The 23919-nt window shown below is 67.4% G+C and carries 23 protein-coding genes; 9 read left to right on the forward strand and 14 right to left on the reverse strand.

Annotated elements, in window-relative coordinates; translation table 11 throughout:
- Nucleotides 1–91: 91 nt before the first annotated feature.
- From EJ105_RS04010 to EJ105_RS04025, 4 genes are all read left to right on the forward strand, one after another.
- Nucleotides 92–1066, forward strand: coding sequence for a tripartite tricarboxylate transporter substrate binding protein (locus EJ105_RS04010; protein WP_250165381.1), 975 nt, complete (start codon nt 92–94; stop codon nt 1064–1066).
- A 63-nt stretch (nt 1067–1129) separates the two neighbouring features.
- Complete coding sequence (locus EJ105_RS04015; protein WP_029556161.1) at nt 1130–1597, forward strand: tripartite tricarboxylate transporter TctB family protein; 468 nt, start codon at nt 1130–1132, stop codon at nt 1595–1597.
- A complete protein-coding gene (locus EJ105_RS04020; protein WP_250165382.1) occupies nt 1594–3084 on the forward strand; it encodes a tripartite tricarboxylate transporter permease in 1491 nt (496 codons plus the stop codon). The genes EJ105_RS04015 and EJ105_RS04020 overlap by 4 nt, the downstream gene beginning before the upstream one ends.
- 121 nt (nt 3085–3205) lie before the next feature.
- Nucleotides 3206–4147 (forward strand): glucokinase, encoded by a 942-nt coding sequence (locus tag EJ105_RS04025; protein ID WP_024276719.1) that lies wholly within the window; start codon nt 3206–3208, stop codon nt 4145–4147.
- Between the two features lie 9 nt (nt 4148–4156).
- Here the strand turns inward: EJ105_RS04025 and EJ105_RS04030 are convergent, their stop codons facing one another.
- Nucleotides 4157–5014: a LysR family transcriptional regulator gene (locus EJ105_RS04030; RefSeq protein WP_029556164.1), complete on the reverse strand. Its 858-nt coding sequence runs from the start codon at nt 5012–5014 to the stop codon at nt 4157–4159.
- A gap of 96 nt (nt 5015–5110) precedes the next feature.
- Between EJ105_RS04030 and EJ105_RS04035 the strand changes: the two genes are divergently transcribed.
- Nucleotides 5111–6037 (forward strand): DMT family transporter, encoded by a 927-nt coding sequence (locus EJ105_RS04035; RefSeq protein ID WP_250165383.1) that lies wholly within the window; start codon nt 5111–5113, stop codon nt 6035–6037.
- Here EJ105_RS04035 and EJ105_RS04040 read toward each other — a convergent pair.
- Nucleotides 6025–6819: a transporter gene (locus EJ105_RS04040; RefSeq protein ID WP_250165384.1), complete on the reverse strand. Its 795-nt coding sequence runs from the start codon at nt 6817–6819 to the stop codon at nt 6025–6027. The genes EJ105_RS04035 and EJ105_RS04040 overlap by 13 nt on opposite strands.
- Nucleotides 6820–7137: 318 nt before the next feature.
- On the opposite strand from EJ105_RS04040, the gene EJ105_RS04045 reads away from it, so the two are divergent.
- Entirely contained in the window at nt 7138–7923 is a 786-nt protein-coding gene (locus tag EJ105_RS04045) for a Bax inhibitor-1/YccA family protein (protein WP_029556166.1), read from the forward strand.
- An 89-nt stretch (nt 7924–8012) separates the two neighbouring features.
- Here the strand turns inward: EJ105_RS04045 and EJ105_RS04050 are convergent, their stop codons facing one another.
- Both EJ105_RS04050 and ribA read right to left on the reverse strand, forming a co-directional pair.
- Complete coding sequence (locus EJ105_RS04050) at nt 8013–8768, reverse strand: SDR family oxidoreductase (RefSeq protein ID WP_029556167.1); 756 nt, start codon at nt 8766–8768, stop codon at nt 8013–8015.
- An 86-nt stretch (nt 8769–8854) separates the two neighbouring features.
- Entirely contained in the window at nt 8855–9967 is a 1113-nt protein-coding gene (gene ribA, locus EJ105_RS04055; RefSeq protein ID WP_250165385.1) for a GTP cyclohydrolase II RibA, read from the reverse strand.
- A gap of 129 nt (nt 9968–10096) precedes the next feature.
- On the opposite strand from ribA, the gene EJ105_RS04060 reads away from it, so the two are divergent.
- From EJ105_RS04060 to ptsN, 3 genes are all read left to right on the forward strand, one after another.
- A complete protein-coding gene (locus EJ105_RS04060) occupies nt 10097–11413 on the forward strand; it encodes a dihydrofolate reductase family protein (RefSeq protein WP_250165386.1) in 1317 nt (438 codons plus the stop codon).
- Nucleotides 11414–11590: 177 nt separating this feature from the next.
- Nucleotides 11591–12175 (forward strand): ribosome hibernation-promoting factor, HPF/YfiA family, encoded by a 585-nt coding sequence (gene hpf / locus EJ105_RS04065; protein ID WP_250165387.1) that lies wholly within the window; start codon nt 11591–11593, stop codon nt 12173–12175.
- A gap of 397 nt (nt 12176–12572) precedes the next feature.
- On the forward strand, nt 12573–13037 hold the full coding sequence (ptsN, locus tag EJ105_RS04070) for a PTS IIA-like nitrogen regulatory protein PtsN (protein ID WP_029556172.1): 465 nt from the start codon (nt 12573–12575) through the stop codon (nt 13035–13037).
- An 84-nt stretch (nt 13038–13121) separates the two neighbouring features.
- On the opposite strand, the gene EJ105_RS04075 is transcribed toward ptsN, so the two are convergent.
- The 10 genes from EJ105_RS04075 to ahcY all read right to left on the reverse strand — a co-directional run bounded on the left by EJ105_RS04075 (nt 13122) and on the right by ahcY (nt 23806).
- Nucleotides 13122–13388 carry a BQ00720 family protein gene (locus tag EJ105_RS04075; protein WP_024276708.1) on the reverse strand — a complete coding sequence of 89 codons (267 nt, stop codon included), beginning with the start codon at nt 13386–13388 and terminating at the stop codon, nt 13122–13124.
- Nucleotides 13389–13431: 43 nt separating this feature from the next.
- Nucleotides 13432–13857: an Hsp20 family protein gene (locus tag EJ105_RS04080; protein ID WP_024276707.1), complete on the reverse strand. Its 426-nt coding sequence runs from the start codon at nt 13855–13857 to the stop codon at nt 13432–13434.
- A 143-nt stretch (nt 13858–14000) separates the two neighbouring features.
- Nucleotides 14001–15710, reverse strand: coding sequence for an FMN-binding glutamate synthase family protein (locus EJ105_RS04085; protein WP_250165388.1), 1710 nt, complete (start codon nt 15708–15710; stop codon nt 14001–14003).
- Between the two features lie 139 nt (nt 15711–15849).
- A complete protein-coding gene (locus EJ105_RS04090) occupies nt 15850–16773 on the reverse strand; it encodes a sugar phosphate isomerase/epimerase family protein (protein WP_250165389.1) in 924 nt (307 codons plus the stop codon).
- A gap of 165 nt (nt 16774–16938) precedes the next feature.
- Entirely contained in the window at nt 16939–17688 is a 750-nt protein-coding gene (locus EJ105_RS04095) for a glutamine amidotransferase (RefSeq protein WP_250165390.1), read from the reverse strand.
- A gap of 11 nt (nt 17689–17699) precedes the next feature.
- Nucleotides 17700–18176 (reverse strand): tellurite resistance TerB family protein, encoded by a 477-nt coding sequence (locus tag EJ105_RS04100; RefSeq protein WP_029556177.1) that lies wholly within the window; start codon nt 18174–18176, stop codon nt 17700–17702.
- A gap of 102 nt (nt 18177–18278) precedes the next feature.
- Entirely contained in the window at nt 18279–18683 is a 405-nt protein-coding gene (locus EJ105_RS04105; RefSeq protein WP_250165391.1) for a DUF1398 domain-containing protein, read from the reverse strand.
- Between the two features lie 127 nt (nt 18684–18810).
- Complete coding sequence (locus EJ105_RS04110; RefSeq protein WP_250165392.1) at nt 18811–19854, reverse strand: lysylphosphatidylglycerol synthase domain-containing protein; 1044 nt, start codon at nt 19852–19854, stop codon at nt 18811–18813.
- A 184-nt stretch (nt 19855–20038) separates the two neighbouring features.
- Nucleotides 20039–21925 (reverse strand): potassium transporter Kup, encoded by a 1887-nt coding sequence (locus tag EJ105_RS04115; protein ID WP_029556180.1) that lies wholly within the window; start codon nt 21923–21925, stop codon nt 20039–20041.
- A 483-nt stretch (nt 21926–22408) separates the two neighbouring features.
- Entirely contained in the window at nt 22409–23806 is a 1398-nt protein-coding gene (gene ahcY, locus EJ105_RS04120) for an adenosylhomocysteinase (protein WP_250165393.1), read from the reverse strand.
- Between the last annotated feature and the right edge of the window lie 113 nt (nt 23807–23919).

Here is a 23919-nt window from a genome sequence, read left to right on the forward strand (position 1 = left end):
ATCGCCTTGACCTCAGGGAGGCACTGACCTACGGTCATTCAAAACGATTAGATTTCGGCCAAAGAAGCCGAATGTCAGGGAGAGAGACACCATGCGCCGGTTTCTGATGGCGGGGCTCGCCCTCGCCGTATCGTCTTTTGCCGCCCTTGCACCGAACGCCGCCGCGGCGGCCTACCCCGATCGCCCCATCACGCTCATCGTGCCGTGGAACGCCGGCGGCGGAACCGATGCGGTCGCGCGCATCGTCGCCTCGCTTCTTGAGAAGGATCTGGGGCAGCCCATCGCGGTGGTGAATCGCACCGGCGGGCAGGGCGTGGTGGGTCATCAGGCCATCGCCGATGCGGCACCGGACGGCTACACCATCGGCATCATCACCGTCGAGATCGGGATGATGCACTGGCAGGGCCTGACCCAACTTACCGGCGCCTCCTACACCCCCCTCGCCCTCATGAACGAGGACCCCGCCGGCGTGCAGGTGCGTACGGACGCCTCCTACAAGACGCTCGACGACCTGATCGCCGACATCAAGGCCAACCCCGGCAAGTTCAAGGCCTCCGGCACCGGTCAGGGCGGCATCTGGCACCTCGCCCTTGCCGGCATGCTCTCGTCCCTGAAGCTCGATCCGAAGAGCGTGCCGTGGGTGCCCTCCAACGGCGCGGCGCCCGGCCTGCAGGACCTCGTGGCGGGCGGCGTGCAGGTCGTCACCTGCTCCATCCCCGAGGCGCGCTCGCTCATCGACGCCAAGCGCGTGAAGAGCCTCGCCATCATGGCGAGCGAACGCTCCAAGCTGATGCCCGATATTCCCACCCTGAAGGAAGCCACCGGCAGCAGCTGGACCATCGGCGCATGGCGCGGCTTCGCCGCCCCCAAGGGCCTCGACAAGGCGGCCTCGGACAAGCTCCAGGCGGCCCTCAAGAAGGTCTACGACAGCAAGGAATATCAGGAGTTCCTCACCAATCGCGGGTTCGGCGGGCGCTATGCGGACGGCCCCGGCTTCGCCGAGTTCATGGCCAAGGCGGATGCCTCCCTCGGCGCCGTCATGAAGGAAGTCGGCCTCGCCAAATAGCGAGGGCTCCTGAACGCGGCGGCCCGGGCCGCCGCTTCCTCCCCGCGACGCCGGAGCCGCATCATGCGCTTCAGTGACCTGATCCTCGGCCTGCTGCTGCTCGCGGGGGCTGCCGTCTTGTTCTCCGCCGCATCCGGGCTGCCACCCATTCCGGGGCAGGCTTACGGCGCGGATGTCTTCCCCGTTCTGACGGCCGCAGGCCTTGCCGCCTGCGGCTTCATCCTGACGGTGGGCTCGGTTCGCGCCGGCCCCTTCCCGCTCGCGCAGACCACATGGGTCCGCACGCCCGGCGCCAGCTTCAGGGCGGCGGCGACGATCGCCCTTGTCCTCGCCTATATCGTGCTGACACCGCTCATCGGCTTCGTCGCCACGGCGACCGTGGTCCTGACCGGCCTTTTTCTCGTGGTGCGGGTGCCGGTGGCGCAGGCGATCGGAATTGCGCTGGCGACGGCCCTCTTCACCTACCTCTCCTTCAACATGTTCCTGCGCGTACCGCTGCCGCGCGGCCTCGTGGAAGGCTTCCTGCCATGAATGCCGTGCTCGCCGGCCTCGACCTCGTCCTGCGCTGGGACGTGATGCTCACCATCCTCGTCGCGTCGGCCTTCGGCCTCGTCGTCGGCGCCATACCGGGCCTGACGGCGACGATGGCCATCGCCCTCCTCGTCCCGATCACCTTCTTCATGGACCCCATCCCCGCCGTGGGCGCCATGATCTCCTGCTCGGCCATGGCGATCTTCGCCGGCGACATCCCGGCAACGCTCATGCGCATGCCCGGCACGCCGGCCTCGGCCGCCTATTCCGACGAGTGCTACGCCATGACCCGCAAGGGCGAGGCGGAAGTGGCGCTCGGCGCCAACGTGCTGTTCTCGGCGCTGGGCGGGCTGTTTGGCACAGCCATCCTCATCGTCTCCGCGCCGCTGCTCGCGGAGATTGCGCTCGGCTTCTCCTCGTTCGAATATTTCTGGCTGGCGCTGATGGGGCTGGCCTGCGCCATCTTCATCGGCTCGGGCTCGCCGGTGAAGGGGCTGGTGTCGCTGTTCCTCGGGCTGTTCGTGTCGCAGATCGGCATCGACAATCCGGCCGGCGTACCGCGCTTCACCTTGGGCAATTCCAACCTGCTCGGCGGGGTGGACTTCATCCCGGCCATGATCGGCCTGTTCGCCATGTCGGAGGTGATCCGCACCATGGCGGCCGGCGCGCCAGACTGGTCGGTGCGCCAGACCTCGCTCGGGAATCCGCTGAAAGGCTGGGGCCACCTCATAGTGAAATACTGGCCGCAGCAGATCCGCGGCAACATCACGGGCACCGCCATCGGCATCCTGCCCGGCGCCGGCGCGGACATCGCCGCCTGGGTGTCCTACGCCATGAGCCGGAAGTTCTCGAAGACACCGGAGAAATTCGGCACCGGACACGTGGAAGGCATCATCGAGAGCACGTCCGCCAACAATGCGGCCCTCGCCGGCGCCTGGGTGCCGGCACTGGTGTTCGGCATTCCGGGAGACAGCATCACCGCCATCGTCATCGGGGTGCTCTATCTCAAGGGGCTCAATCCCGGTCCGACCCTGTTCCTGAACAACCCGGAATCCATCTACGCGGTCTTCATCATCTTCATCATCGCCAACCTCGCGATGATCCCGCTCGGCCTCGCCGCGCTGAAGGCGGGAACCGCCCTTCTGCGCTTCCCCCGGCGTATTCTGATCCCGCTTATCCTGTTGTTCTGCATCGTCGGTGCCTATGCGGTGAACAACTCGGCCTATGGCGTGGTGCTGATGCTGGTGTTCGGCGTGCTCGGCTTCCTCATGGAAGAGCACGACATCCCCATTGCCCCATGCGTGCTGGGCATCGTGCTCGGCAAGATGCTGGAGGAGAGCTTCGTCACCTCCATGATCAAGGCGGACGGCAACCTCCTCGCCTTCTTCGAGCGGCCCATCGCGGGCGGGCTCGGCGTGCTGACGCTGCTGATCTTCTGCCTGCCCATCTGGGGCGCGCTGAAGCGGCGGCGCGCGTCCGTGGCCTGAGGCATCGGGGAACCGCATCGGCTCCGCCGGGCTTGAGGTCCTGCCGGCAAAGGCGAAGCCGGCACGCTTGCGTCGCGGCCACGCTTGGCGCAGTAGAAGCTCTCCATCATCGGACTCTCCAATGGCTCCCACAGTCCTGCTTGCGGATATCGGCGGTACAACCACCCGGGTCGCCCGGGCCGGAGCCGACGGCATCCCGTTCGATGTCCGGCTCGAAGCCAACGATTCCTATGCCTCGCTCGAGGATCTGCTGGGCACCTACCTCGCGTCCGTGAGCGGGGAGGCCCCGAGCTGCGGGGCACTGGCGGTCGCCGGCCCCATCGACGGCGACGACGTGCGGCTGACCAACCGCAACTGGCGCTTCTCGACGGAGAAGCTCGCGGCCGATCTCTCCTTTCGCCGACTTTCGGTGCTCAACGATTTCGAGGCGTTCGCCCACGGGCTGCCGCTGCTCACCCGCGACGATTTGCTGGAGGTGGGCACCGGCCGTGCGGTCGCCGGCGCGCCCATGCTGCTGTCCGGTCCTGGAACCGGGCTCGGCACGGCCCTCATCCTGCCGCGCGAGGCCGGCTACGAGGTGCTGGCCAGCGAGGCCGGGCACATGCGTCTCGGCGCGGTGACGACAGACGAGGCCCGCATCGTCGCCCATCTGGTGCGCGACCTTGGCCCGGTGTCGGTGGAACACGTGCTCTCCGGTCCCGGACTGGTGCGCCTGCACCGCATCCTCTCCGGCGAAAGCCTGTCCTCCCACGCCATCATCAAGGCGGCGCTGGATGGTCAGCGGCAGGAAAAGGAAAGCTGCCACATCTTCCTGCGCCTGCTCGGCCGGGTGCTGGGCGACCTCGCCCTCGCCGTGGATGCCAAGGGCGGCGTCTATGTGGGCGGCGGCGTGGGTCGGGCCATGGCGCATCTTTTCGCCGAGAGTCCGTTCCGCACCGCGTTCGAGGAGCACCCGCCCTATCACGACCGCCTCGCGCAGATCCCCATCCATGTGGTGATGCACGCGACCCCCGGCCTCGTGGGCATCGGCGAGATCGGCCGCCGCCTGCTGGTGGAGTGCTGACCCAACCGCTCAGGCTGCGGCGCGGGCCTCCCGGCCGCAGAAGGCGGCGATCAGGCCGGCCAGCTCCCGCGAGGCGGAACACGCGTCGCTCGCAGCCCGTAGCGCGAGTTCGGTCGGCGGGATGGCTGGCCAAAGGTCCGATGTGCGCAATTCCCGGAGCTTCGGGTTGAGCGCGAGATCGCTCAGGACCGTCACCCCCAGCCCACCCGCAAGCGCCGCCTCGATGCCGATCAGGCTCGGGCATTCATAGGCCACGCGCCAGGAACGACCAGCCTTTTCCAGGGCGTGGACGGCCCGGTTGCGGTAAAGGCAGCCCTGCCGGAAGGCCGCGAGGCTCACCACCGCCTCGTCCGGCTCGAAGCCCGCTCCGCAGACCCACACCAGCCGCTCCGGCCAGGCCTCCACGGCAGGGCCGGCCCCCGGCTCGCGCTTCAGCAGCACCACGTCCAGCTCGCCGCGGGCGAAACCGGCATCGAGATCGCAGCTCAGCCCGCACTCCACCGCGAGACGCACCGCGGGCCGGCTGCGTGCGAACTCGGCCACCACGGAGGTCAGGGCCGCCAGGGCGAAATCGTCCGGAATGCCGAGCCGGACCACCCGGGCGGGGGCAACACCCGACAGGGCCGCGCGCGCCTCCGCGCCGAGGGCGAGGATCCGCCGGGCATAGCCGAGCAGGCGCTCGCCTTCGGCCGTCAGGCTGACGCCGCGGGCGTCGCGGTTCAAAAGCTGGTGGCCGAGTTGATCCTCCAGCCGCCGCACCTGCTGGCTCACGGTGGATTGGGTGCGATGGACGCGCTCTCCCGCACGGGTGAAGCCGCCGGCATCCACCACGCTGACGAACGCCTTGAGAAGATCCATGTCCAACATGGCAGCACCTGACATTTGAATTTCCACTAGCCAACATCAAATCATTCAATTTTTCAATGTTGCCTCGGCGTGCTTCTCTGCGGTTCAGGAGATGTCATGACCGCCACGCCCCTTCCCCTCGTCGCCTCGCGCCGGACAGACGCGCTGCTGCCCGTCTTCATCGCAGCGTTCTGCATCATCTGGAGCTCGGCCTTTGCGGTCGCCAAGGTGGCGCTGGCGGACTGCCCGCCTTTGCTGCTCCTGTCCGGGCGCTTCCTTGCGGCCGGGCTGCTTGTGCTCGTCGGCTGCGTGCTGTTCCTGCCCGCCTCCCATTTCCGCCGCCTGGACCTGCGCGATATCGCGGCGCTCGCGGCGATGGGCATCCTCAACAACGCGGTCTATCTGGGCCTGAGCTATGTGGGCATGACCCATGTGTCGGCGGGCTTCACGGCCGTCCTCGTCTCCGCCAACCCGCTGCTGACGGCGCTCGGCGCGGCGGTGCTGCTGGGGGAGCGGCTGACGGGGCGCAAGCTGCTCGGGCTCGTCCTCGGCATGATTGGAGTGGCCATCGTGGTGCGCTCGCGCATCGTCTCCGGCCACGAGGACCCGCTGGGCACCGCTTATGTGGTCGGCGCTTTGCTGGCGCTCACGGCGGCAACGCTCATGTTCAAGAAGGTGCGCACCTCCGCGTCCCTGTTCGTCGGCAGCGGCATCCAGTCCTTGGCCGGCGGGCTCGCGCTGCTGCCGGTGGCGCTGTGGCGGGAGGATGTGGCGTCGATCCACCCGACCCTCTCGCTCGGCCTCTCCTTCGCCTGGCTCACGCTGGCGGGCTCGGTCGGAGCGTTCAGCCTGTGGTTCTTCATCCTCGGCCGCACCAGCGCCACCCGCGCGAGCGCCCTGCACTTCCTGATGCCGCCGCTCGGGCTGATGTTCGGATGGCTGCTGCTGGGCGAACCGGTGCCGCCGCTCGACCTCGTCGGCATCGTGCCGATTGCCCTCGGCATCCGCCTCGTGACGACAACGCCATCGGCTCAGAAACGGTAATAGGCGGCGAGTACCACGCCGTTCTCCTGCGGCGCGTTGCGGGCGAAAACGGTGCTGACCACGGACAATTGCACGGTGACGGCCGCCGAGAGATCGTAGGCCGCCCCGAACTGCAACTTGTAATACTCGTAGGAGTCGCCGAAGTACGGCCCGGTGCCCGCCCCCTCCGAGATCACGTTGAACGACTGGGCAAGCAGTTGCCAGCGCTCCGCGACGCGCCAGCCCAGCGTGACATCGAGATGCAGTTCGTCCGGCGGCGGACCGAAGCGCATGCGCTGGGCCAGCTGGACATCGAGGAAGGCCGCCTTTCCGAACATGGTGAAAGACAAGCCGTAGAGCAGACGGAGATCGAGCTCGGGGTCCTCATAGCCCACCGCTGCGGCGCTCTCAGAATTGCCCGTGCCCGGAAAGCGTCCGACGACCTGCGCCGAGACCACGCTCGCCTCATCCCGCCACAAGCGCATGCGCGCGCCCACATCCTGATAGCCCGGCCCGGTATAGGACGAGGGCGACGGCTCGCCGAACGAGACATAGAGGAATTGCGGCGCCGCGATCAGCGTCAGCCAGTCGGTCGCGCCATACTCGAAGACGAGAGTGACCTCCACCTTGTCGTAGGGCCGGCTGGCGTAGAGATCGTAGGACGGGCCGAACTCGGTCGCGGAATAGGCCGCCGAGCTTTGCAGGATCACCTGCCCGTGCCCCTCCTCCTGCGTCCAGGCGCCAGCGCGCGCCGGCGCGGGAACGGCGAGGAGGATCGAGGCGATGAGCACGGGCACGGGCACGGGGCAGAACCCGGACCAATCGCAAGCCGATTTGCCGAAGTGGATTTTTCCGCGCGCCAGTCCGCAGGCGGCAAGACATGCCCGCCCGGCTTTGATCCGGTGCTTGAGATAATCCCCCATCCGCATGCCCTGACCCCATGCGGGTTGAAACTATACCTTAACGCCGCGTAAGGGCACGCCTGACGTAAAGTGACCTTGCGTAAATTTCATCCAGCCTTGTCTTGCCGCCCCAACGCGAACCCACCATATTGACGGCGAACGTACAGGCGCGGCCTCGGCCGGTCTTGGACGTTTGAGATTTCTTCAAGGGGAACGACGATGTCCGATTATGATCGCAACGTCGCCGGGCGTTTCAACCCGTCGGTGGCACGCTCGCAGGCCGCGATCGACCAGGGGCTGCGCACGTACATGCTCAGCGTGTACAACTATATGGCGCTCGGCCTCGCCATCACGGGTGCTGCTGCGCTCGGCATCTACATGCTGTCGGTGACCACCGATCCCGCGTCCGCCGCGGGCCGGATCGCGGGCGGCATCATGCTGACGCAGTTCGGCTACGCGCTGTTCGTGAGCCCGCTGAAGTGGGTGGTGATGCTGGCCCCGCTCGCGGCGGTCTTCTTCCTGAGCTTCCGCATCGAGCGCATGAGCGTATCGGCCGCCCAGCTGACCTTCTGGGTCTATGCGGCGCTGGTGGGCATCTCGCTCTCGACGATCTTCCTCGTGTACACCCACGAGAGCGTCGTGCGGGTGTTCTTCATCACCGCGGCCTCGTTCGGTGCGCTGAGCCTCTACGGCTACACCACGAAGCGTGACCTGTCCGGCATGGGCTCCTTCCTGATGATGGGCCTGTTCGGCATCATCATCGCCTCGCTGGTGAACATCTTCCTCGGCTCCACGATGCTTCAGTTCATCGTGTCCGTGGTCGGCGTGCTGGTTTTCGCGGGCCTCACCGCCTACGACACGCAGCGCATCAAGGAAATGTACTTCGCTGGCGACGACGTCGCCGTCGCGGGGAAGAAGGCCATCATGGGCGCGCTCGCGCTCTACCTGGACTTCATCAACATGTTCATGATGCTGCTGCAGCTTTTCGGCAACCGCAACAACTGACGCGACGCCCCCTCGGGGGGCTCGCCCGAAACAGGAAGGCCCCGGCATTGCCGGGGCCTTTTTCTTGCGCGCGGAGATCGGACGACGGGTCAGCCGCGGCCGATGAAGGGCATCTTGGTGGCCATCACCGTCATGAACTGCACGTTGGCGTCCAGCGGCAGGCTCGCCATGTAGACTACCGCGCTCGCCACATGCGCGACATCCATCACCGGCTCCACCTTGATGGAGAGGTCCGCCTGGGGCACGCCCGCCTTCATCTTCTGCGCCATGGGCGTGTCGGCATTGCCGATATCGATCTGGCCACAGGCGATGTCATAGGCGCGCCCGTCCAGCGACGTGGACTTGGTGAGCCCGGTGATGGCGTGCTTCGTGGAGGTGTAGGGCGCCGAGAACGGCCGGGGTGCCGTCGCCGAGATGGAGCCGTTGTTGATGATCCGCCCGCCGCGCGGCTCCTGCGCCTTCATCACCCGGAACGCCTCCTGGGTACACAGGAAGGGGCCGGTGAGGTTCGTGGAGACCACCTGCTGCCACTGGGCGAAGGTGAGATCCTCCAGCGGGATCGCCGGGGCGCCGGTGCCGGCGTTGTTGAACAGAAGGTCGAGGCGCCCGAACGTCTCGACGGTCGCCGCGAACAGGGCGCGCACGGCATCCGGATCGGTCACGTCGGTCGGGACGGCAAGGCTCGGCGCATCGCCGAGAGCCGCCACGGTCTCTTCCAGCGCATCCAGCCTGCGTCCGGCGAGGGCCACCGCATAGCCCGCTTCGGCTAATCCCACGGCCACCGCCCGACCGACACCCGAGCCGGCTCCGGTCACGATGGCGACCTTTCGTCCTGCCTTGCTCATTTGCTTCCTCCCGCCTTTTTGCCGGGCGGTTCTAAATCGTTTCGAAGCTTGTCGACAAGGCGGATCGGATGGTTGGCGCGCCAATCTCAGTCCGGCGCGCGGGCGGCGAGGGCCTCGAAATCGATGTAGTGGCCCGCGCGGTCGCGCTTGGAGGCGAGATAGCGGACATTTTCCGCCGTCGGGCGGCCGAGCACCCGCTGGTCGGCAACCACCTCCAGCCCGGCCGCGTTCAGCGCCTCGATCTTCTGCGGGTTGTTGGTGAACACCCGAACCGCGGACACGCCGAGCTGGCGGAGCATGGCGGCGGCAAAATCGAACCGGCGCTGATCGAGGTCGAAGCCGAGCGCAGCGTCCGCATCGTAGGTGTCAAAGCCCTGTGCCTGCAGGGCATAGGCGCGCATCTTGTTGGAGATGCCGTTCCCGCGGCCCTCCTGGTCCAGATAGAGCAGGATGCCGCCCTCGCCCTGCGCCATCCGTCGCACCGTGTCGCGCAGCTGATCTCCGCAATCGCACTTCAGCGAGCCGAAGAGATCGCCGGTCAGGCACGCGGAATGCAGCCGCACCGCCACCGCCCGCGACAGGTCCGGACGCCCGACGATGATCGCCACCTGGTCGCGCAGGCCGTCGCCGCCGCGAAAGACGACGAACTCGGTTTCCGGAGCGCCTTCGAGCGGCACTGGCGCGCGCCCGACAATTGTGAGCCGCGCAACCTCTGCGGCCCGGAAGGCCATGATGTCGTGCGCCTCCACCGTCACCAGACCGGCAGCCATCCCCTCCGGTACCGAGCAGACCACCGCTGCCGGGAGAACCAAAGCGAGCGCGAGCAGTTCCAGCGCGGCGACTTGGGCCGGCGTCGCCGGGGCGACCGGCGCGTCGAGCCGAGTTTCGGGCTTGAGCGCCAGACTTGTCACTCGGGCGATATCGAGATGCGGAAGGGCGACCGCGCCCGCCTGGGCACGAGGCGATCCCAACCGATTCAGCCGCGGGGCCGCCAGCACGAGGCTGGCATCAGCGGCGCCAGCGCCCTCGAGCACTCCGGCCATCGTCGCGTCAAACGCCTCCGCCGCCACGACCACCAAACGGACGTCACCCGCCGCGATCACAACGGCGCGAGCGGACCGGACCTCGGCAATGGCGCGCTCCACGGAAAGCCGCCCCGCGTCCGGCGCAAACCCAAGACCTTCAACGATGGACGCCATTTTGACCTCTCACAGCGGGAAACGCGACCAGCCGACGGCGCGAACGATCTGTCGTATCGGCAGGAGCGTAACAAACGGCATGATGACGCGTTCCTGATCGAACTGTCTGCTTACGCCGGGCGAGGACCGATGGATGACACGACCCTGCGGCTCCGGTCGCACAAGCGAGTGAGTGGATATCCGGCGCAGGACCAGGAAGCGGCGGCAAATCCTCGCCCCCACGTCATCGCCCAGCTCGGCCAATCCCTGGACGGGCGCATCGCCACCACCTCAGGCGAGTCGAAATACATCAACGGCCCCCATGCCCTCGACCACCTGCACGCGTTGCGGGCGTCCGTTGACGCTGTGGTGGTGGGGGTGGGAACGGTCTGTGCGGACGATCCGCTGCTGACGGTGCGCCGCATCGCCGGTGTGAGTCCAGCGCGGGTCGTGATCGATCCCTCGGGCCGGGTCGATCCAAATGCGCGCTGTTTCGCCGAGGATGGCGTGCGCCGGCTCGTGGTTCGGCGGCGGAGTGTCGTTGCCCCTCCGCTGCCGGACGGCGTCGAAGTAGTGCCCATGGACGACGCTCCCGCCTTCGATCCGTCCGCAGTCCTTCAGTCCCTTGTGCAACACGGATTCAGGCGCATCCTCGTGGAGGGAGGTCCCACCACCCTCTCAGCCTTCCTCGAAGCCGACCTCGTGGACCAGCTTCACGTTTTCGTGTCCCCGGTCATCCTGGGAGCCGGCCGCATCGGCTTGTCCCGCAAGGCATGCGACACTCTGGCTCACGCGCTGCGCCCGAAGGCGCAGGTGCATGTATTCGCCGATTCCTGTTCCGGTGCGATCTGCGGGAGAGCGCCCGCGGTGCCGGTCCGCGGGACGCGCCTTCGCCAGTGGAGGCCAATCCCCCCGATGAACAGCACGTCTCATCCCGAGCCCTACGCGCCGCCGGCTAGGCGTATCCACTGGATCATGGCGGCCCTGGTGATCCTCGTGATCCCGCTGGGGTTTGCCATGATGAACATGGATTCCGGCCCCACGCAGGACCGGCTGTTCGATCTCCACCGCTCCATCGGCTTCACCATCCTCTGCCTCGCGGTGATCCGCGTGCTGATTCGCATCCTCAATCCGCCTCCAGCCCCGCCCGAGGGCATGCCGAAGGCACTCTGGATCGTCGCCAATTCGGTGCATTACGCCCTCTATGTGCTGATCTTCGTCATGCCCGTGCTCGGGTGGCTGGCCTCCAACGCCTTCGGCAGCGCGGTGAGTATCTTCGGGCTATTTACGCTGCCCAACATCGTCGCAAAGAACGACGCCCTCGCCGATCTCTTCGGCGACTGGCACGCGCGGCTCGGCTTCGTCATGACCGCGCTGGTAATCATGCACGCGGGGGCGGGCCTTTGGCATGGCGTCATCCTGCGCGACGGCGTGCTCTCGCGCATGTGGCCGGGCCTGTCGCGCTGATCGAGGAGCTGCGGCGCCGCGTTCCGTTAACGATTGGCGCTCCCAAAAAACCGTTCGGTTTCCGGCCGCTGTTTCCGTTGACATGCCGGCGAAGCACTCCTACCTCTTTAGGTAGCCGGCCGGTTTGCAATGCATGAGACGGTCCCTCGCGGGACCGTTCATAGGGGATCAAATCGCATGGCCCTACGCGTGTCCGGAAAGAATCTCGACGTCGGCGAAGCTCTTCGCCAGCGTTTGACCGAGCGGGTCTCGGAAGTCCTCGAAAAATACTTCGACGGTGGATGGTCAGGGCACGTGACCGTCACGAGGGACGGCTCCGGCTACCGCTCCGAATGCATGCTTCATCTTGATTCGGGCGTGAACCTTCAGGCGCACGGCAATGCGCAGGATCCGAATGCCTGCGCCGACGTGGCGGTCGAGAAGATCGAGAAGCGCCTCCGCCGCTACAAGCAGCGCCTCAAGGATCGTCACGGGCATGGCAACGGCAATGGTGTCGATCATGCCGCCCAGAGCTACATCCTGAGCGCCGCGCCCGAAACCGAGACCGAAGAAGAACTCGTCGGCTGGAGCCCGACCGTGGTGGCGGAGCAGGTGACGCGCCTGCGCACGCTCTCGGTGGCGGATGCCGTCGTGGAGCTCGACATCACCGGTGCTCCCGTCGTGGTCTTCCGCCACGCCGGCCATGGCCGAGTCAGCGTCGTCTACCGCCGGCCCGACGGCCATGTGGGGTGGATCGACCCGGGCTCCGAGGAATTGCACTAGAACCACGCGCGGGGGGCCTGCTTGCAGGCTCCCCGATGCGCACGGAAGATCTTGGAAGTCGAGCCCGGGCGGGAACGGTGCCCTCTCGGGTCATGGCAATGCCGGGGGGCAGATGCTGAAAGCCGTGCCGGAGCCTTGCCAAGCGGGCGGGCCGGGACGCTTCGGAACAGCGCCGACCCGCACCAACGAATCTCTGCGCATACCGCCCCGGCTTGAGCCGGAGGCTGGTTAACGCTAGATGGAGGCCGCATGAAGACCTCCGGGAGGGACAACCCTCCCGCGTTTTGAATGGGGACGGAGCAATGCATCGGCGCTTTGGGGGCGCCGCCGCCTTTGATCCGTTCCTTGCGTCCGCCGCTTTACCGAGCCTCGGCCGCTCGCCCCAGGGACCTGATCGATGCCGCTCGCCGACCTCCTTGCCCCGGACGCAGTGTTTCCGATGCTGCGGGCGAGCAGCAAGAAACAGGCCCTGCAGGAACTCTCCCACCATGCAGCCCTGCTGATGGGCCGCGACCAGCGGGACATCTTCGATACGCTGCTGCAGCGCGAGCGCCTGGGCTCGACCGGGGTCGGCAACGGCATCGCCATTCCGCACGGCAAGCTCCCCGGTCTCACCAAGCTGTTCGGCCTGTTCGCGCGGCTGGAGAAGCCCATCGATTTCGAATCGCTGGACGGCGCGCCGGTGGACCTCGTGTTCCTGCTTCTGGCTCCTGAAGCCGCCGGCGCGGATCACCTCAAGGCGTTGGCACGGGTTGCCCGAATGCTGCGAGACCCCGATGTTGTGGAAAAGCTCCGGGCCACGCGCGATGCCGGCGCGATGCACGCTCTGCTGACCGCCACCTCGGCCTCAAACGCTGCCTGAGCACGAGCGGCAACAAAAAGCCGGGTCGTTGCCGACCCGGCGGGAAAATTCAGAACCTTAGCCCGTTGACCGGCCTTCCGGCCGTCAGTGCACGCTGACGGTCACCAGCTCGTGCTGCATGGCATTGGCCAGCGCGGCCTCGCGGCTGTCGGTCAGCATGATGGGCGTGCCATCGGCTGCGTGCAGCGTGAACAAGGTCATGCCGGGCGCGATCTCCGGCGCCTGCGGGAACAGGGACGGCACGTCCTCCGACTTGATGCTGCGCACGTAGGCGATTTCGCCGCCGCCCAGGACAGCCAGAGCCTCCGGGGTGATGTCCGCCAGGACTTCGTGTTCGGTATCGTGGGTCATCAATCTACTCCTCTACTCCTGGCAAATCCGGCACCTCTCCCCTTCACGAGCGGGAGACGATGTCGATTCGCTTGGCGTGGCGGGCCGGCTCGGGGCGAACCAGATCCACGGACAGGAGGCCGTGCTTCAATTCGGCACCCAGCACATTCATGCCTTCAGCGAGCACGAAGGTGCGCTGGAACTGCCGGGCGGCGATCCCCCGGTGCAGGAAAGTCCGGCCCTGTCCATCCTCGACCTGACGGCCCCGAATGGTCAGCTCCTTCTCCTCCAGCACGACCTCAAGCTGCTCCGCCGTGAAGCCCGCCACCGCCAGGGTGATCCTGAGGCGCAGCGGCTCACCGGCGGCTTCGATCCTCTCCACATTGTAGGGAGGATACCCGTCCGCGCTCTTGGCCACCCGGTCGAGCGCCCGCTCGACCTCGTCGAACCCCAGAAGAAAGGGGGACGACAGGGAAGACATCCGCGACATCAGCCAAAGTCCTCGTCAAGCGACTTTGCATTGCCGGGCATGCACCTATCCGGCCATGCCCGCCGGGACCCTCTCGGCATCCCGACAAGGGTGCATATGGGGGGCACCCCATCCCCCCGCAAGGCTCGATGCCGCGGGTGGACTCAGGCGGCGCGGCGCGGGCCCACGGTCTGGCGCGGGGCGAAGCTGTCGGCGTCGGCCGCATGCCACTCGGCGGCATAGGGTGTCTCGTCCGGCGCATCCAGAAGGGAACCCGCCTCAAGGAAGGTGTAGATGCGGTCGAGCGCCTTGACCTCGATGGGACTCACCCGGTGCCAGACGTGATGGGGCAAGAGGTCGCCGGGATGCTCCAGCCCCGCCGCCGCGATCAGTTCCGCCAGCGCGTGCACCGTATGCCGGTGGAAGCTCGCCACCCGCTCCGCCTTCTCGTCCACGACGAGGCCGCGTTGCAGGTGAGGATCGTTGGTGGTGACGCCCGTCGGGCAGGTGCCGGTGTGGCAGCGCATGGACATGACGCAGCCGAGCGAGAACATGAAGGCGCGGGCCGCGTTGCACCAGTCGGCACCGATGGCCATGTTGGCGGCCATGGAGAAACCGGACGTGACCTTGCCTGAGGCGGCGAGGCGCACATTCTGCCGGAGCCCGGTGCCCACCAATGCGTTGCGCATCAGGATGAGCCCTTCGCGCAGCGGCATGCCCAGATGGTCCGCGAGCTCGTGGGGCGCGGCGCCGGTGCCGCCCTCCGCCCCGTCGACCACGACGAAATCGGGCTGGATGCCGGTCTTCACCATGGCCTTGGCGAGGGCGAACACCTCGCTGGGATGGCCGACGCACAGCTTGATGCCCACCGGCTTGCCGCCGGACAGCTCCCGCAATTGCGCGACGAATTCCATCATCTGGGCCGGCGTCGAAAAGGCGGAGTGACGCGACGGCGAGATGCAGTCCTCGCCCAGCGGGATTCCCCGGATCTCGGCGATCTCCGGCGTTACCTTGGCGGCCGGCAGCACGCCGCCGTGACCCGGCTTGGCGCCTTGGGACAGCTTGATCTCCACCATCTTCACCTGGGGATCGGTCGCGCGCTCGGCGAAGCGCTCGGGCGAGAAGGTACCATCGCGGTTGCGGGCGCCGAAATAGCCGGAACCCAGCTCCCACACGATGTCTCCGCCGTGGATGCGGTGATAGGGCGACAGTCCGCCCTCGCCCGTGTCGTGATAGCAGCCGGCGGTCTTCGCCCCGAGGTTCAGCGCCTCGATGGCGTTGCGTCCCAGAGAGCCGAAGCTCATGGCGGAGACGTTCAAAACCGAGGCGGAATAAGGCTTTGCGCAGGCACTGCCGCCCACCGTCACCCGGAACGGCTCGTGCGCCACCGGCGCCGGGGCGAGGGAGTGGGTCATCCACTCATACTCGGCCGCATAGGTGTCGAGCTCGGTGCCGAAGGGCTGGCGGTCTTCCTCGTTCTTGGCGCGGGCGTAGATGATCGACCGGTCCTCGCGGTTGTAGGGCCGCTCGGACTGGTCGTCCTCCATCAGATACTGCCGGAGATAAGGGCGCATCGCCTCGAAGATCCAGCGCACCGAGCCGATCACCGGGTAGTTGCGCAGCAGCGAGTGCTCGGACTGGGTGACGTCGAAAATCCCAACCAGAACAAGGGGAAAGAGCACGCAGAAGACGATCAGCCACGCCTGGTGGGAAGTGAAGGACAGCAGGAGGCTGACGAGCGCGATCACCGTCACGGCGATGAACACGCTCCAACGCCGCAGCAACCCGCGGGCGCTGGAGGACATGAACAGGCCATCCGCACCGCCTTCGGGCTGGGGGGCGGACTTGTATTCGGGCTTGGTGGCGACGGGCATGGGCAGTCTCCTTCGCCGCCAAGCTAGTCGATTTGGCGCCGGAGGGGAGCACCGGCGCGATAAAAAAGACGCGTCGAATCAAAGGCATGAATGTGCGGTGCGGCATTGGCGATCCACCGCCCGCCGCACTGCACGCGTCTCAGGCCAGGGCGTCGGCGTGGCTGGCGAAGCTGTCGGCGAGGGCGCGCAGGCGCACGATCTGGTCAGGCAACTCGCGCCAGTAGCGGCGGTTCAGCTCCAGATTGACGATGGTGCCGGCCGGGAAGGCGCAGCGGCGGGCGACGAGGTCCCAGTCGATGCCGCCCCAGCCCAGCGGCAGGTGCAGATCGCCTTCGCCGAGGCCGGCCCGCTCGGCATCGTCGATGGCCCAGCTTTCCTGAGGCCTGCCAAAGCTTTCGTGGACATGGACGTGGTGGGCATAGGGGGCCAGAGCGGCGATCTCGGCGGCGAAGTCCACCCGGGCGTCGGTGGACCGCAGGAGGGCGTGGCTCACGTCCAGGGTGGCGCGGACGTGGGGGTGGTCGATGGCGTCCAGCTCTCCGGCGAGGCGCGAGGGCAGCGCCGTCTCGCGCATGGCCTCGTAGCGGAAGATGTTTTCCACGCAAAGGGTTACGCCTGCCACGCCGGCCTTGTCGCCGGCCTTGAGCAAGGCGTTGCGCTGCCGCTCATAGGCCATCGCCACATCATCGTCCCCCCGGACGCAGCCGGAGTGGAGGACGAGGTGGGGGGCGGAAAGTGCGCCGGCTATGGCGATCATGGCGTCCAGGAAGGCCTCGTGACGGGGGAGGCGCTCCTTCGGGGACATGAGATTGATGGCGAGCGGCCCGTGCACGGTGTAGCCGAAGGGGCGGTCGCGGGTGGCGGCGACGAGGCGATCGAGGCGGTCCTGCAGTACCCGGCCGTCCACCACCAGCGTCCAGGCGAAGACGGGAAGCTCAACGAAATCAACGCCCAGACGCTCAGCCTCATCGAGGGCGGCGGGCAGGTCGTCGAAGTCCGGCGACGTGGTTCGGATGGAATATCCGATGCCCCGGATGGCGGGAAAAGGCGTGCGCGCGTCCATGGGCGATGCTCCCTCGGGGATTTTTCGCCTCAGGCTAGCGAAGAGAAATGAGACGCCTGTGACAGCCGGCCGGCTGATCGAACTGTACAGAAGAATCGGCGGGGTTCAGCATCGATTCAGGTGGGGTATCGGTGCCATCAGGCACTGTCAGTCCCGAACACCCCCTCAGATACCACCATTCTCGTCGAGCGCGATCGCGCGCCCGTCCTCTTCCCCGGTGGCGAAGATGGTGGCGAGGAAGGCATCGAGCCAGCTCACCACCGCGCCGTCGTGGAGCGCCCATCCGGCGAGATGGGCCTCCCCTGGCTGGGCGCCCTTCCGGCTGAAGCGGTGGGCGCCGCGCTCGATCCAGGTCACCATCATCTCCCGCGTCACCTCGGGATGGAACTGGACGCCCCAGGCGGCCCCCGCCCGGAAGGCCTGGTTGGGGAAGACGGTGCCGGTGGCGAGCAGCTCGGCACCGGCGGGCACGTCGAAGCCCTCGGTGTGCCAGTGATAGACATGGCCCGGCCACGGCATCAGCGCGGCGCCGGCCTCCGTGGCGCGGAGCGGGTAATAGCCCATCTCGCAGATGCCCTCGGCGTGGGGGGCCACCTGCCCGCCCAGCGCCCGGGCGAGGATCTGCGCGCCGAGGCAGATGCCGAGGGTGGGGAGGTCCGCGGCCAGCGCCCGCTCCATCAGCCGGGTCTCGGCGCGGATGAAGTCGCTGTCGTCATTGGCGCTCATGGGGCCGCCGAAGACGAGGAGGCCGGCGTGGTGCGCGAAGGTGTCCGGCAGGGGATCGCCCAGCGCCGGACGGCGCACGTCCAGCGCGAACCCCCGCGCCTTCAGGCGCTCGCCCACGCGGCCGGGCGTGGAGCGCTCCTGATGGAGCACCACCAAGAGGGTGCGCGGGTCGTCTTCCGGTGCGGCCACGGCGCGCCCCCTCAGGCCGGCGTGTCGCCGCCTTCGGTCTCCTCGCGCACCTCGCGGCGGATGCGGATGCGGTCGCGGGAGCCGACGTTCAGAAGCTCGGCGGCGCGCCAGACGAGATTGTCCTCGAACTCGGAGAGGCCGCCGTCCGCATATGCCACCTCGAACATCATCTCGACGATGCGCAGGCGCCCTTCCTCATCCAGCGCCCGGTTGAGCACGCTGGTGAAGGCGTAGAGGTCCACCGCCTCGGCGTCCTTGGCGATGGCCAGCTCCACCAGCTGCTCGGTCTCGACCTCGTCGAGGGCGAAGCGACCGGCGAGGATGGTCTTGAGCACCGCCCGCTCTTCCGGCGTCACCGCCCCGTCGATGGACATGACGTGCACCAGCAGCGCCGCGGCGGCGAGGCGATAGTCGGTCTCGTCGAAGGCGGCGGCCTCGCGGTGGCCTCCGGTGATGTCGGAGATGAAGTCGGAGAGGGTGCGGAACATGCCTCTGGGTCCTGGGGCTCGGGGCTCGGGCTCCTTTCGCCTGTGCCATGACGGCTGCGGCGGTGCAAGGGAGGAAGACGGACCCGATCCGGAGGACGCCCCTCAAGAGCCCGGAAACAGCTCCACGTGTGTCTCCGCGGTCCGGCCGAAATAGAGGGCGCGGCGGCCGGGGAAGGAGACGATGTAGCCGGCGCAGCCGGCCGCCGCCGCCGTCTCGCAGAAGCCGCGATAGGTGTAGCCCGGCACCTGCTGCTGCGCCTCGCGGATCGCGGCCTTAAGGCGATCGGTGTCGAAGGCGGGCGCGATGGCCGTCGCGACACGGTGGGCGGGCAGCTCCAGGCTGTCGCCGTCGGGCAGATAATAGGTGGCGGTGGCGCGGCGCAGATCCACCGCATAGCTCTCGAATCCGGCGGCGATGAGCGTGCCCACGATCTCCGGAAAGATCATGGTGTCGCCCTCCGCGGCGGCAAGACAGGCGCGGGCAATGGCCTTCTGCTCGTCGGTCATGGCTTCGCCCCAGGGCTCATTCGGCGGGAACAGCCGTCATGCTGCCGTGCCCGGCGACCTGCCGCAACAGGCGCTCCGGCGTTTCCCGCTCCGCCGACGTCGCGCCGGAGCCGTGTTCCGCTGAAGCCTATTCCGCCGGCGTTTTTGACGCCGCCGCGCGGGCCTTGGCCTCGGCCTTCTCGGCCGCCGCCTGCTCCTTGCCGGCAATGCGCAGGCTCAGCTCACGGGCGCCGAGCAGGGTCAAGGCGAAGGCGAAGGGCACGATGTAGTAGAACAGCCGGAACACCAGCAGCGCGCCGAGAAGCTCCGCCTTGTCGAACTGCGGCAGGGCGACGAGGAGCGCCGCATCGAACACCCCGAGCCCGCCCGGCGCGTGGCTGGCGAAGCCCAGCAGGGTGGCGGTGACGAAGATGACCGACAGGCTGATGGGGTCGATATAGGGCGAGGCCGGCATCAGCATGTACATGGCGGCGGCGCACAGGCTGAGGTCGAGGATGCCGATGCCCACCTGCAGCAGCGTGGTGCGGCCGCGCGGCAGCGTGACGAACCAGGTGGAGCGGCCGATGGTGCGCGGCGCCAGCGACACCCAGGTGATGTAGGCCACCAGCGCGCTCAGGGCCGCGACGCCGATGAGCCGGTTGATGAAGGGCGGCAGCTGGTCCACGGCGGTGGCCGCCTCGGGGTGCAGCGTGATGCCGAGGCCGAGCACGGCGATGTTGCCGAGCCAGAAGGTGAGGCCGGCCACGAAGCAGATCTTCGCAACGTCGATGGCGCCGAGCCCCCAGGCCGAATAGATGCGGTAGCGCACCGAGCCGCCGGTGAAGACGGTGAAGCCCACATTGTGCCCCACCGAATAGGAGCAGAAGCCGCACAGCGCCGCGATGCGATAGGGCACGTGGTCCTTGCCGATGGTGCGCAGGGCGAACCAGTCATAGAAGGTGAGCGTCAGATAGGCACCGGCCACCAGGAAGAAGGCGATGGCGACGTCGCGCGGGTTCTTCTCGCGCAGGGCGTCGAGCACATCCGACCACTTGAGGTTGTGCAGCATCCGGTAGAGCACGGTCGCCGCGAAGGCGATCACGATCAGGCTCAGGATGAAGCCGAGGCCATGCAGACCCACCCGCTCCTTGAAGAACGTCGATACTCTCACCGCCAGAGTGCGCGTACCCATATCGTCACCGTTCCCCCCGCCCGCGACGACCTCGGACGCCCCTGTTGTAGTTTGCTCCCCTGCCCTATGGGGAGCCTTTTTTTGCGGAGCATCGTTCGAAGCCAGGCCGTCTTGCGGTTCGTGATACACTGTAAGCCCTGCCTAAGGCTGGGATCGGACTGGCCGCCGGTGCCGGAGCGGATGCTCAGAGCTTCACCGGATAGCCGATCTCCACCGTCCGGGCACGCGGCAGGCCGAACCGGTCCACCGAACGCTCGGCATTGCGCGCGAGGAACGCGAAGACGTGGGCGACCACGTCCCTCAGCTTGATGACCTCGTCAGGCGGGATGATCCGCTCGTGGCCGATCACGTAGATCGCCGCGTCCGGATCGATGCCCCGCGCGCTCAGCGCCGGACCCAGCACAGACGGCACGTCGATCTGCTGCATGTAGCCGAAGCGCAGATCGACCCGCACGAACCCCTCATTGAGGGTGGTCACCTTGACCCGGTCTTCCACCGACACCCTGGGGCGGGCGGCGATCCAGACCGAGACGATAACCGCCTTCTCGAACCGGACCTTCAGCAGGTCTGCCATCCGGGAAAGCGCCACGGGCGTCATCGCACCTGCACGAGACAGAAAGATGGCAGTGCGCGGTGCCTCCACATCGTTCACCCGGTCCTTGCGGGCGACGAAATTGTCCAAAGGCTCGGTAAAGCGCACCTGCTGGGCCACCACCGCCTCGAGGCCGCGGCGCCAGCTGACCATCACGAAGATGATGACCGCCGCGATGGAGAGCGGCAGCCAGCCGCCGTCGTGGATCTTGGTCATGTTGGCGGAGGCGAAGGCGAAATCCACCGTCAGCAGGCCCGCCGCCATGGCCCACACCGCGAACGAGGGCCAGCCCCACGCCCGCTTCACCTGGGCGATGAACAGGATGGAGGTCGTCACCATGGCGAACGCCACCGCGATGCCGTAGGCCGACGCCAGCCGGTCCGACGCCTCGAAGCCCAGCACCACGGCGATGCAGGCGATCATCAGCAGCCAGTTCAGCCGGCCCACATAGATGTGCTGCTCGTTGTGCTCCGAGGTGTAGCGGATGCGCATGGGCGGCAGATAGCCCAGCTCGATGGCCTGCTTCGCCAGCGAGAACACGCCGGTGATGATGGATTGCGAGGCGATCACGGTCGCCGCCGTCGCGAGGAACAGCAGCGGAATGTCGAACATGTCGGGGCAGAGGTCGTAGAAGGGATTTCGGACCGCGCTCGGGTCCACCAGCAGGATGGCGCCCTGCCCGAAATAGTTGAGCAGCAGCGCCGGCATGGCCACGAACAGCCAGGCCCGCGCGATCACCGGCCGGCCGAAATGCCCGAGGTCCGCATAAAGCGCCTCGCCGCCCGTCACCGCCAGGAAGCAGGCGCCGAGGATGACGCCGGCAAGGCCCGGATGCTGGACCATCAGCATGATGCCGTGGCGCGGATCGAGGCCCGCGATCACCTGCGGCGCCTGGAGGATGCCGTAGATGCCGAGCGCCGCCAGCGAGCCGAACCACAGCAGCATCACCGGGCCGAAGAAGGAGGCGATGCGCTCGGTGCCGAGGCGCTGGGAGAAGAAGATGGCCGCGAGCACGAGGCAGGTGAGCGCCACCACCCAGTGCTCCAGCTCCGGCGCGATGACCTGCAGGCCCTCGATGGCGGAGAGCACCGACATGGCCGGCGTGAGCACGCCGTCGCCGATGAGCATGGCGGCACCGAGGAGGCCGGCTGCAAGCAAATACCATCTGAGGCCGATGGCGCTGCGATGGAGATCGAGCAGCGTCACGAGGGCGAGGATGCCGCCTTCGCCGTCGTTGTCCGCCCTGAGCACGAGGAAGACGTACTTCACCGTGACGGAGAGGATGATGCTCCAGGTGATGAGGGAGAGCAGGCCGAGCACGTCGGCGCCGATGAAATTGGTGCCGCCCACCGCCAGCACGCCCTGCTTGAGGGCGTAGAGGGGGCTGGTGCCGATGTCGCCGAAGACGACGCCGAGGGCGCCGATCTCCGCAGCGAACGGCAGGGTGCGCGAACGGTCGCGGGAAAAGCTCGTGGACATGAAGGGCGGCTGCCTCTCAGCCGGGCGCGAACGTCAGGGGTGAGCGTGACGAACCGCGACCGGCGCTCCGGCCGGCGGGAGAATGCGCATCGCAACCGGATGCATCGCGCAGGAAGGCGCCTCGCGAGCGTCGCACGTAACCGTCCAAGGCCAAGCCCCCGCAACCAGCCCCCGCACATGCCCCGCTGCAGGTCTCCGCCCCGGTCGTCCCGAGGCCCGAACCCGCCCCCGCTCGGCGCCGGAAGCCTTCGCCCCGGAGCGCGGTATGCCCCGGATCGATCCGTTCCGACACCCCGCCGCATGGCGATCGCGGAACCGGCTTCCCGCGCGTTGCGGGTTCCCAACACCTATCCCCGTTCGCAGGTGAACACAATGCGGTGCCACACGGACCCCGCGCGAGGCCCCCAAACGCAGAACGCCGGCCTGAGGGCCGGCGTTCTCGAACATCAGGACAGACGCGGCGCGCCGCGCTCCGTCGCGCAATCAGTAGCGGTAGTGCTCGGGCTTGAACGGGCCCTTCTGCGCCACGCCGATATAGGCCGACTGCTGATCGGTGAGCTTGGTGAGCTTCACGCCGATCTTGTCGAGGTGCAGCGCCGCCACCTTCTCGTCCAGCGACTTCGGCAGGGTGTAGACCTTCTTGTCGTACTGGCCGGGCTTGGTGAACAGCTCGATCTGCGCCAGCGTCTGGTTGGTGAACGACGCCGACATCACGAAGCTCGGATGGCCGGTGGCGTTGCCGAGGTTCACGAGGCGCCCCTCGGACAGGAGGATGATGCGCTTGCCGTCGGCGAACTCGACCTCGTCCACCTGCGGCTTCACGTTGTGCCACTTCAGGTTCTTGAGGCCGGCCACCTGGATCTCGCTGTCGAAGTGGCCGATGTTGCAGACGATGGCGCGGTCCTTCATGGCCCGCATGTGGTCCACGGTGATCACGTCCAGATTGCCGGTGGCGGTCACGAAGATGTCGGCGCGCGTGGCGGCATCCTCCATGGTGGTGACCTCATAGCCCTCCATGGCGGCCTGCAGGGCGCAGATGGGATCGACCTCGGAGACCATCACGCGGCAGCCGGCATTGCGCAGCGAGGCGGCCGAGCCCTTGCCCACGTCGCCGAAGCCCGCGACCATGGCCACCTTGCCGGCCATCATCACGTCGGTGCCGCGGCGGATGCCGTCCACCAGCGATTCACGGCAGCCGTACAGGTTGTCGAACTTCGACTTGGTGACGCTGTCGTTCACGTTGATGGCGGGCCACAGCAGCGTGCCCTTCTTCTGCATCTCGTAGAGGCGATGCACGCCCGTGGTGGTCTCTTCCGTCACGCCCTGGATGTTCTTGGCGAGCTGCGAGTACCAGCCGTGCTTGTGCTTCAGGCGGCGCTTGATGGCGGCGAAGAGGACTTCCTCCTCCTCGTTGGTGGCGCCGTCGAGGAAGGCGGTGTCGCCCTCTTCCGCGCGCTTGCCGAGGTGGACGAGCAGCGTCGCGTCGCCGCCGTCGTCGAGGATCATGTTGGGGGTGCCGCCGTCCGCCCACTCGAAGATGCGGTGGGTGTACTCCCAGTACTCCTCCAGCGGCTCGCCCTTGATGGCGAAGACGGGGGTGCCGGCGGCGGCGATGGCGGCCGCGGCATGGTCCTGGGTGGAGTAGATGTTGCACGAGGCCCAGCGCACGTCGGCGCCGAGCGCCTTCAGCGTCTCGATGAGCACGCCGGTCTGGATGGTCATGTGCAGCGAGCCGGCGATGCGGGCGCCCTTGAGCGGCTGCGAGGGACCGTATTCGGCGCGGGTGGCCATGAGGCCGGGCATCTCGATCTCGGCGATGTCCAGTTCCTTGCGGCCCCAGTCCGCGAGGTTGATGTCCTTCACCACGTAATCGTTGCTCATGGATCGCTCCGCTTGAGATCGGCTCGGGGCGGCACGGTCCGGGCCGCCGGTCATGGCGCGCCCTTTAGCATGGCGGGTCCGGACGGGCAATAAGGATATAAAGAAATGCTTAT

Source organism: Xanthobacter aminoxidans, assembly GCF_023571765.1.
Lineage (GTDB): Bacteria > Pseudomonadota > Alphaproteobacteria > Rhizobiales > Xanthobacteraceae > Xanthobacter > Xanthobacter aminoxidans.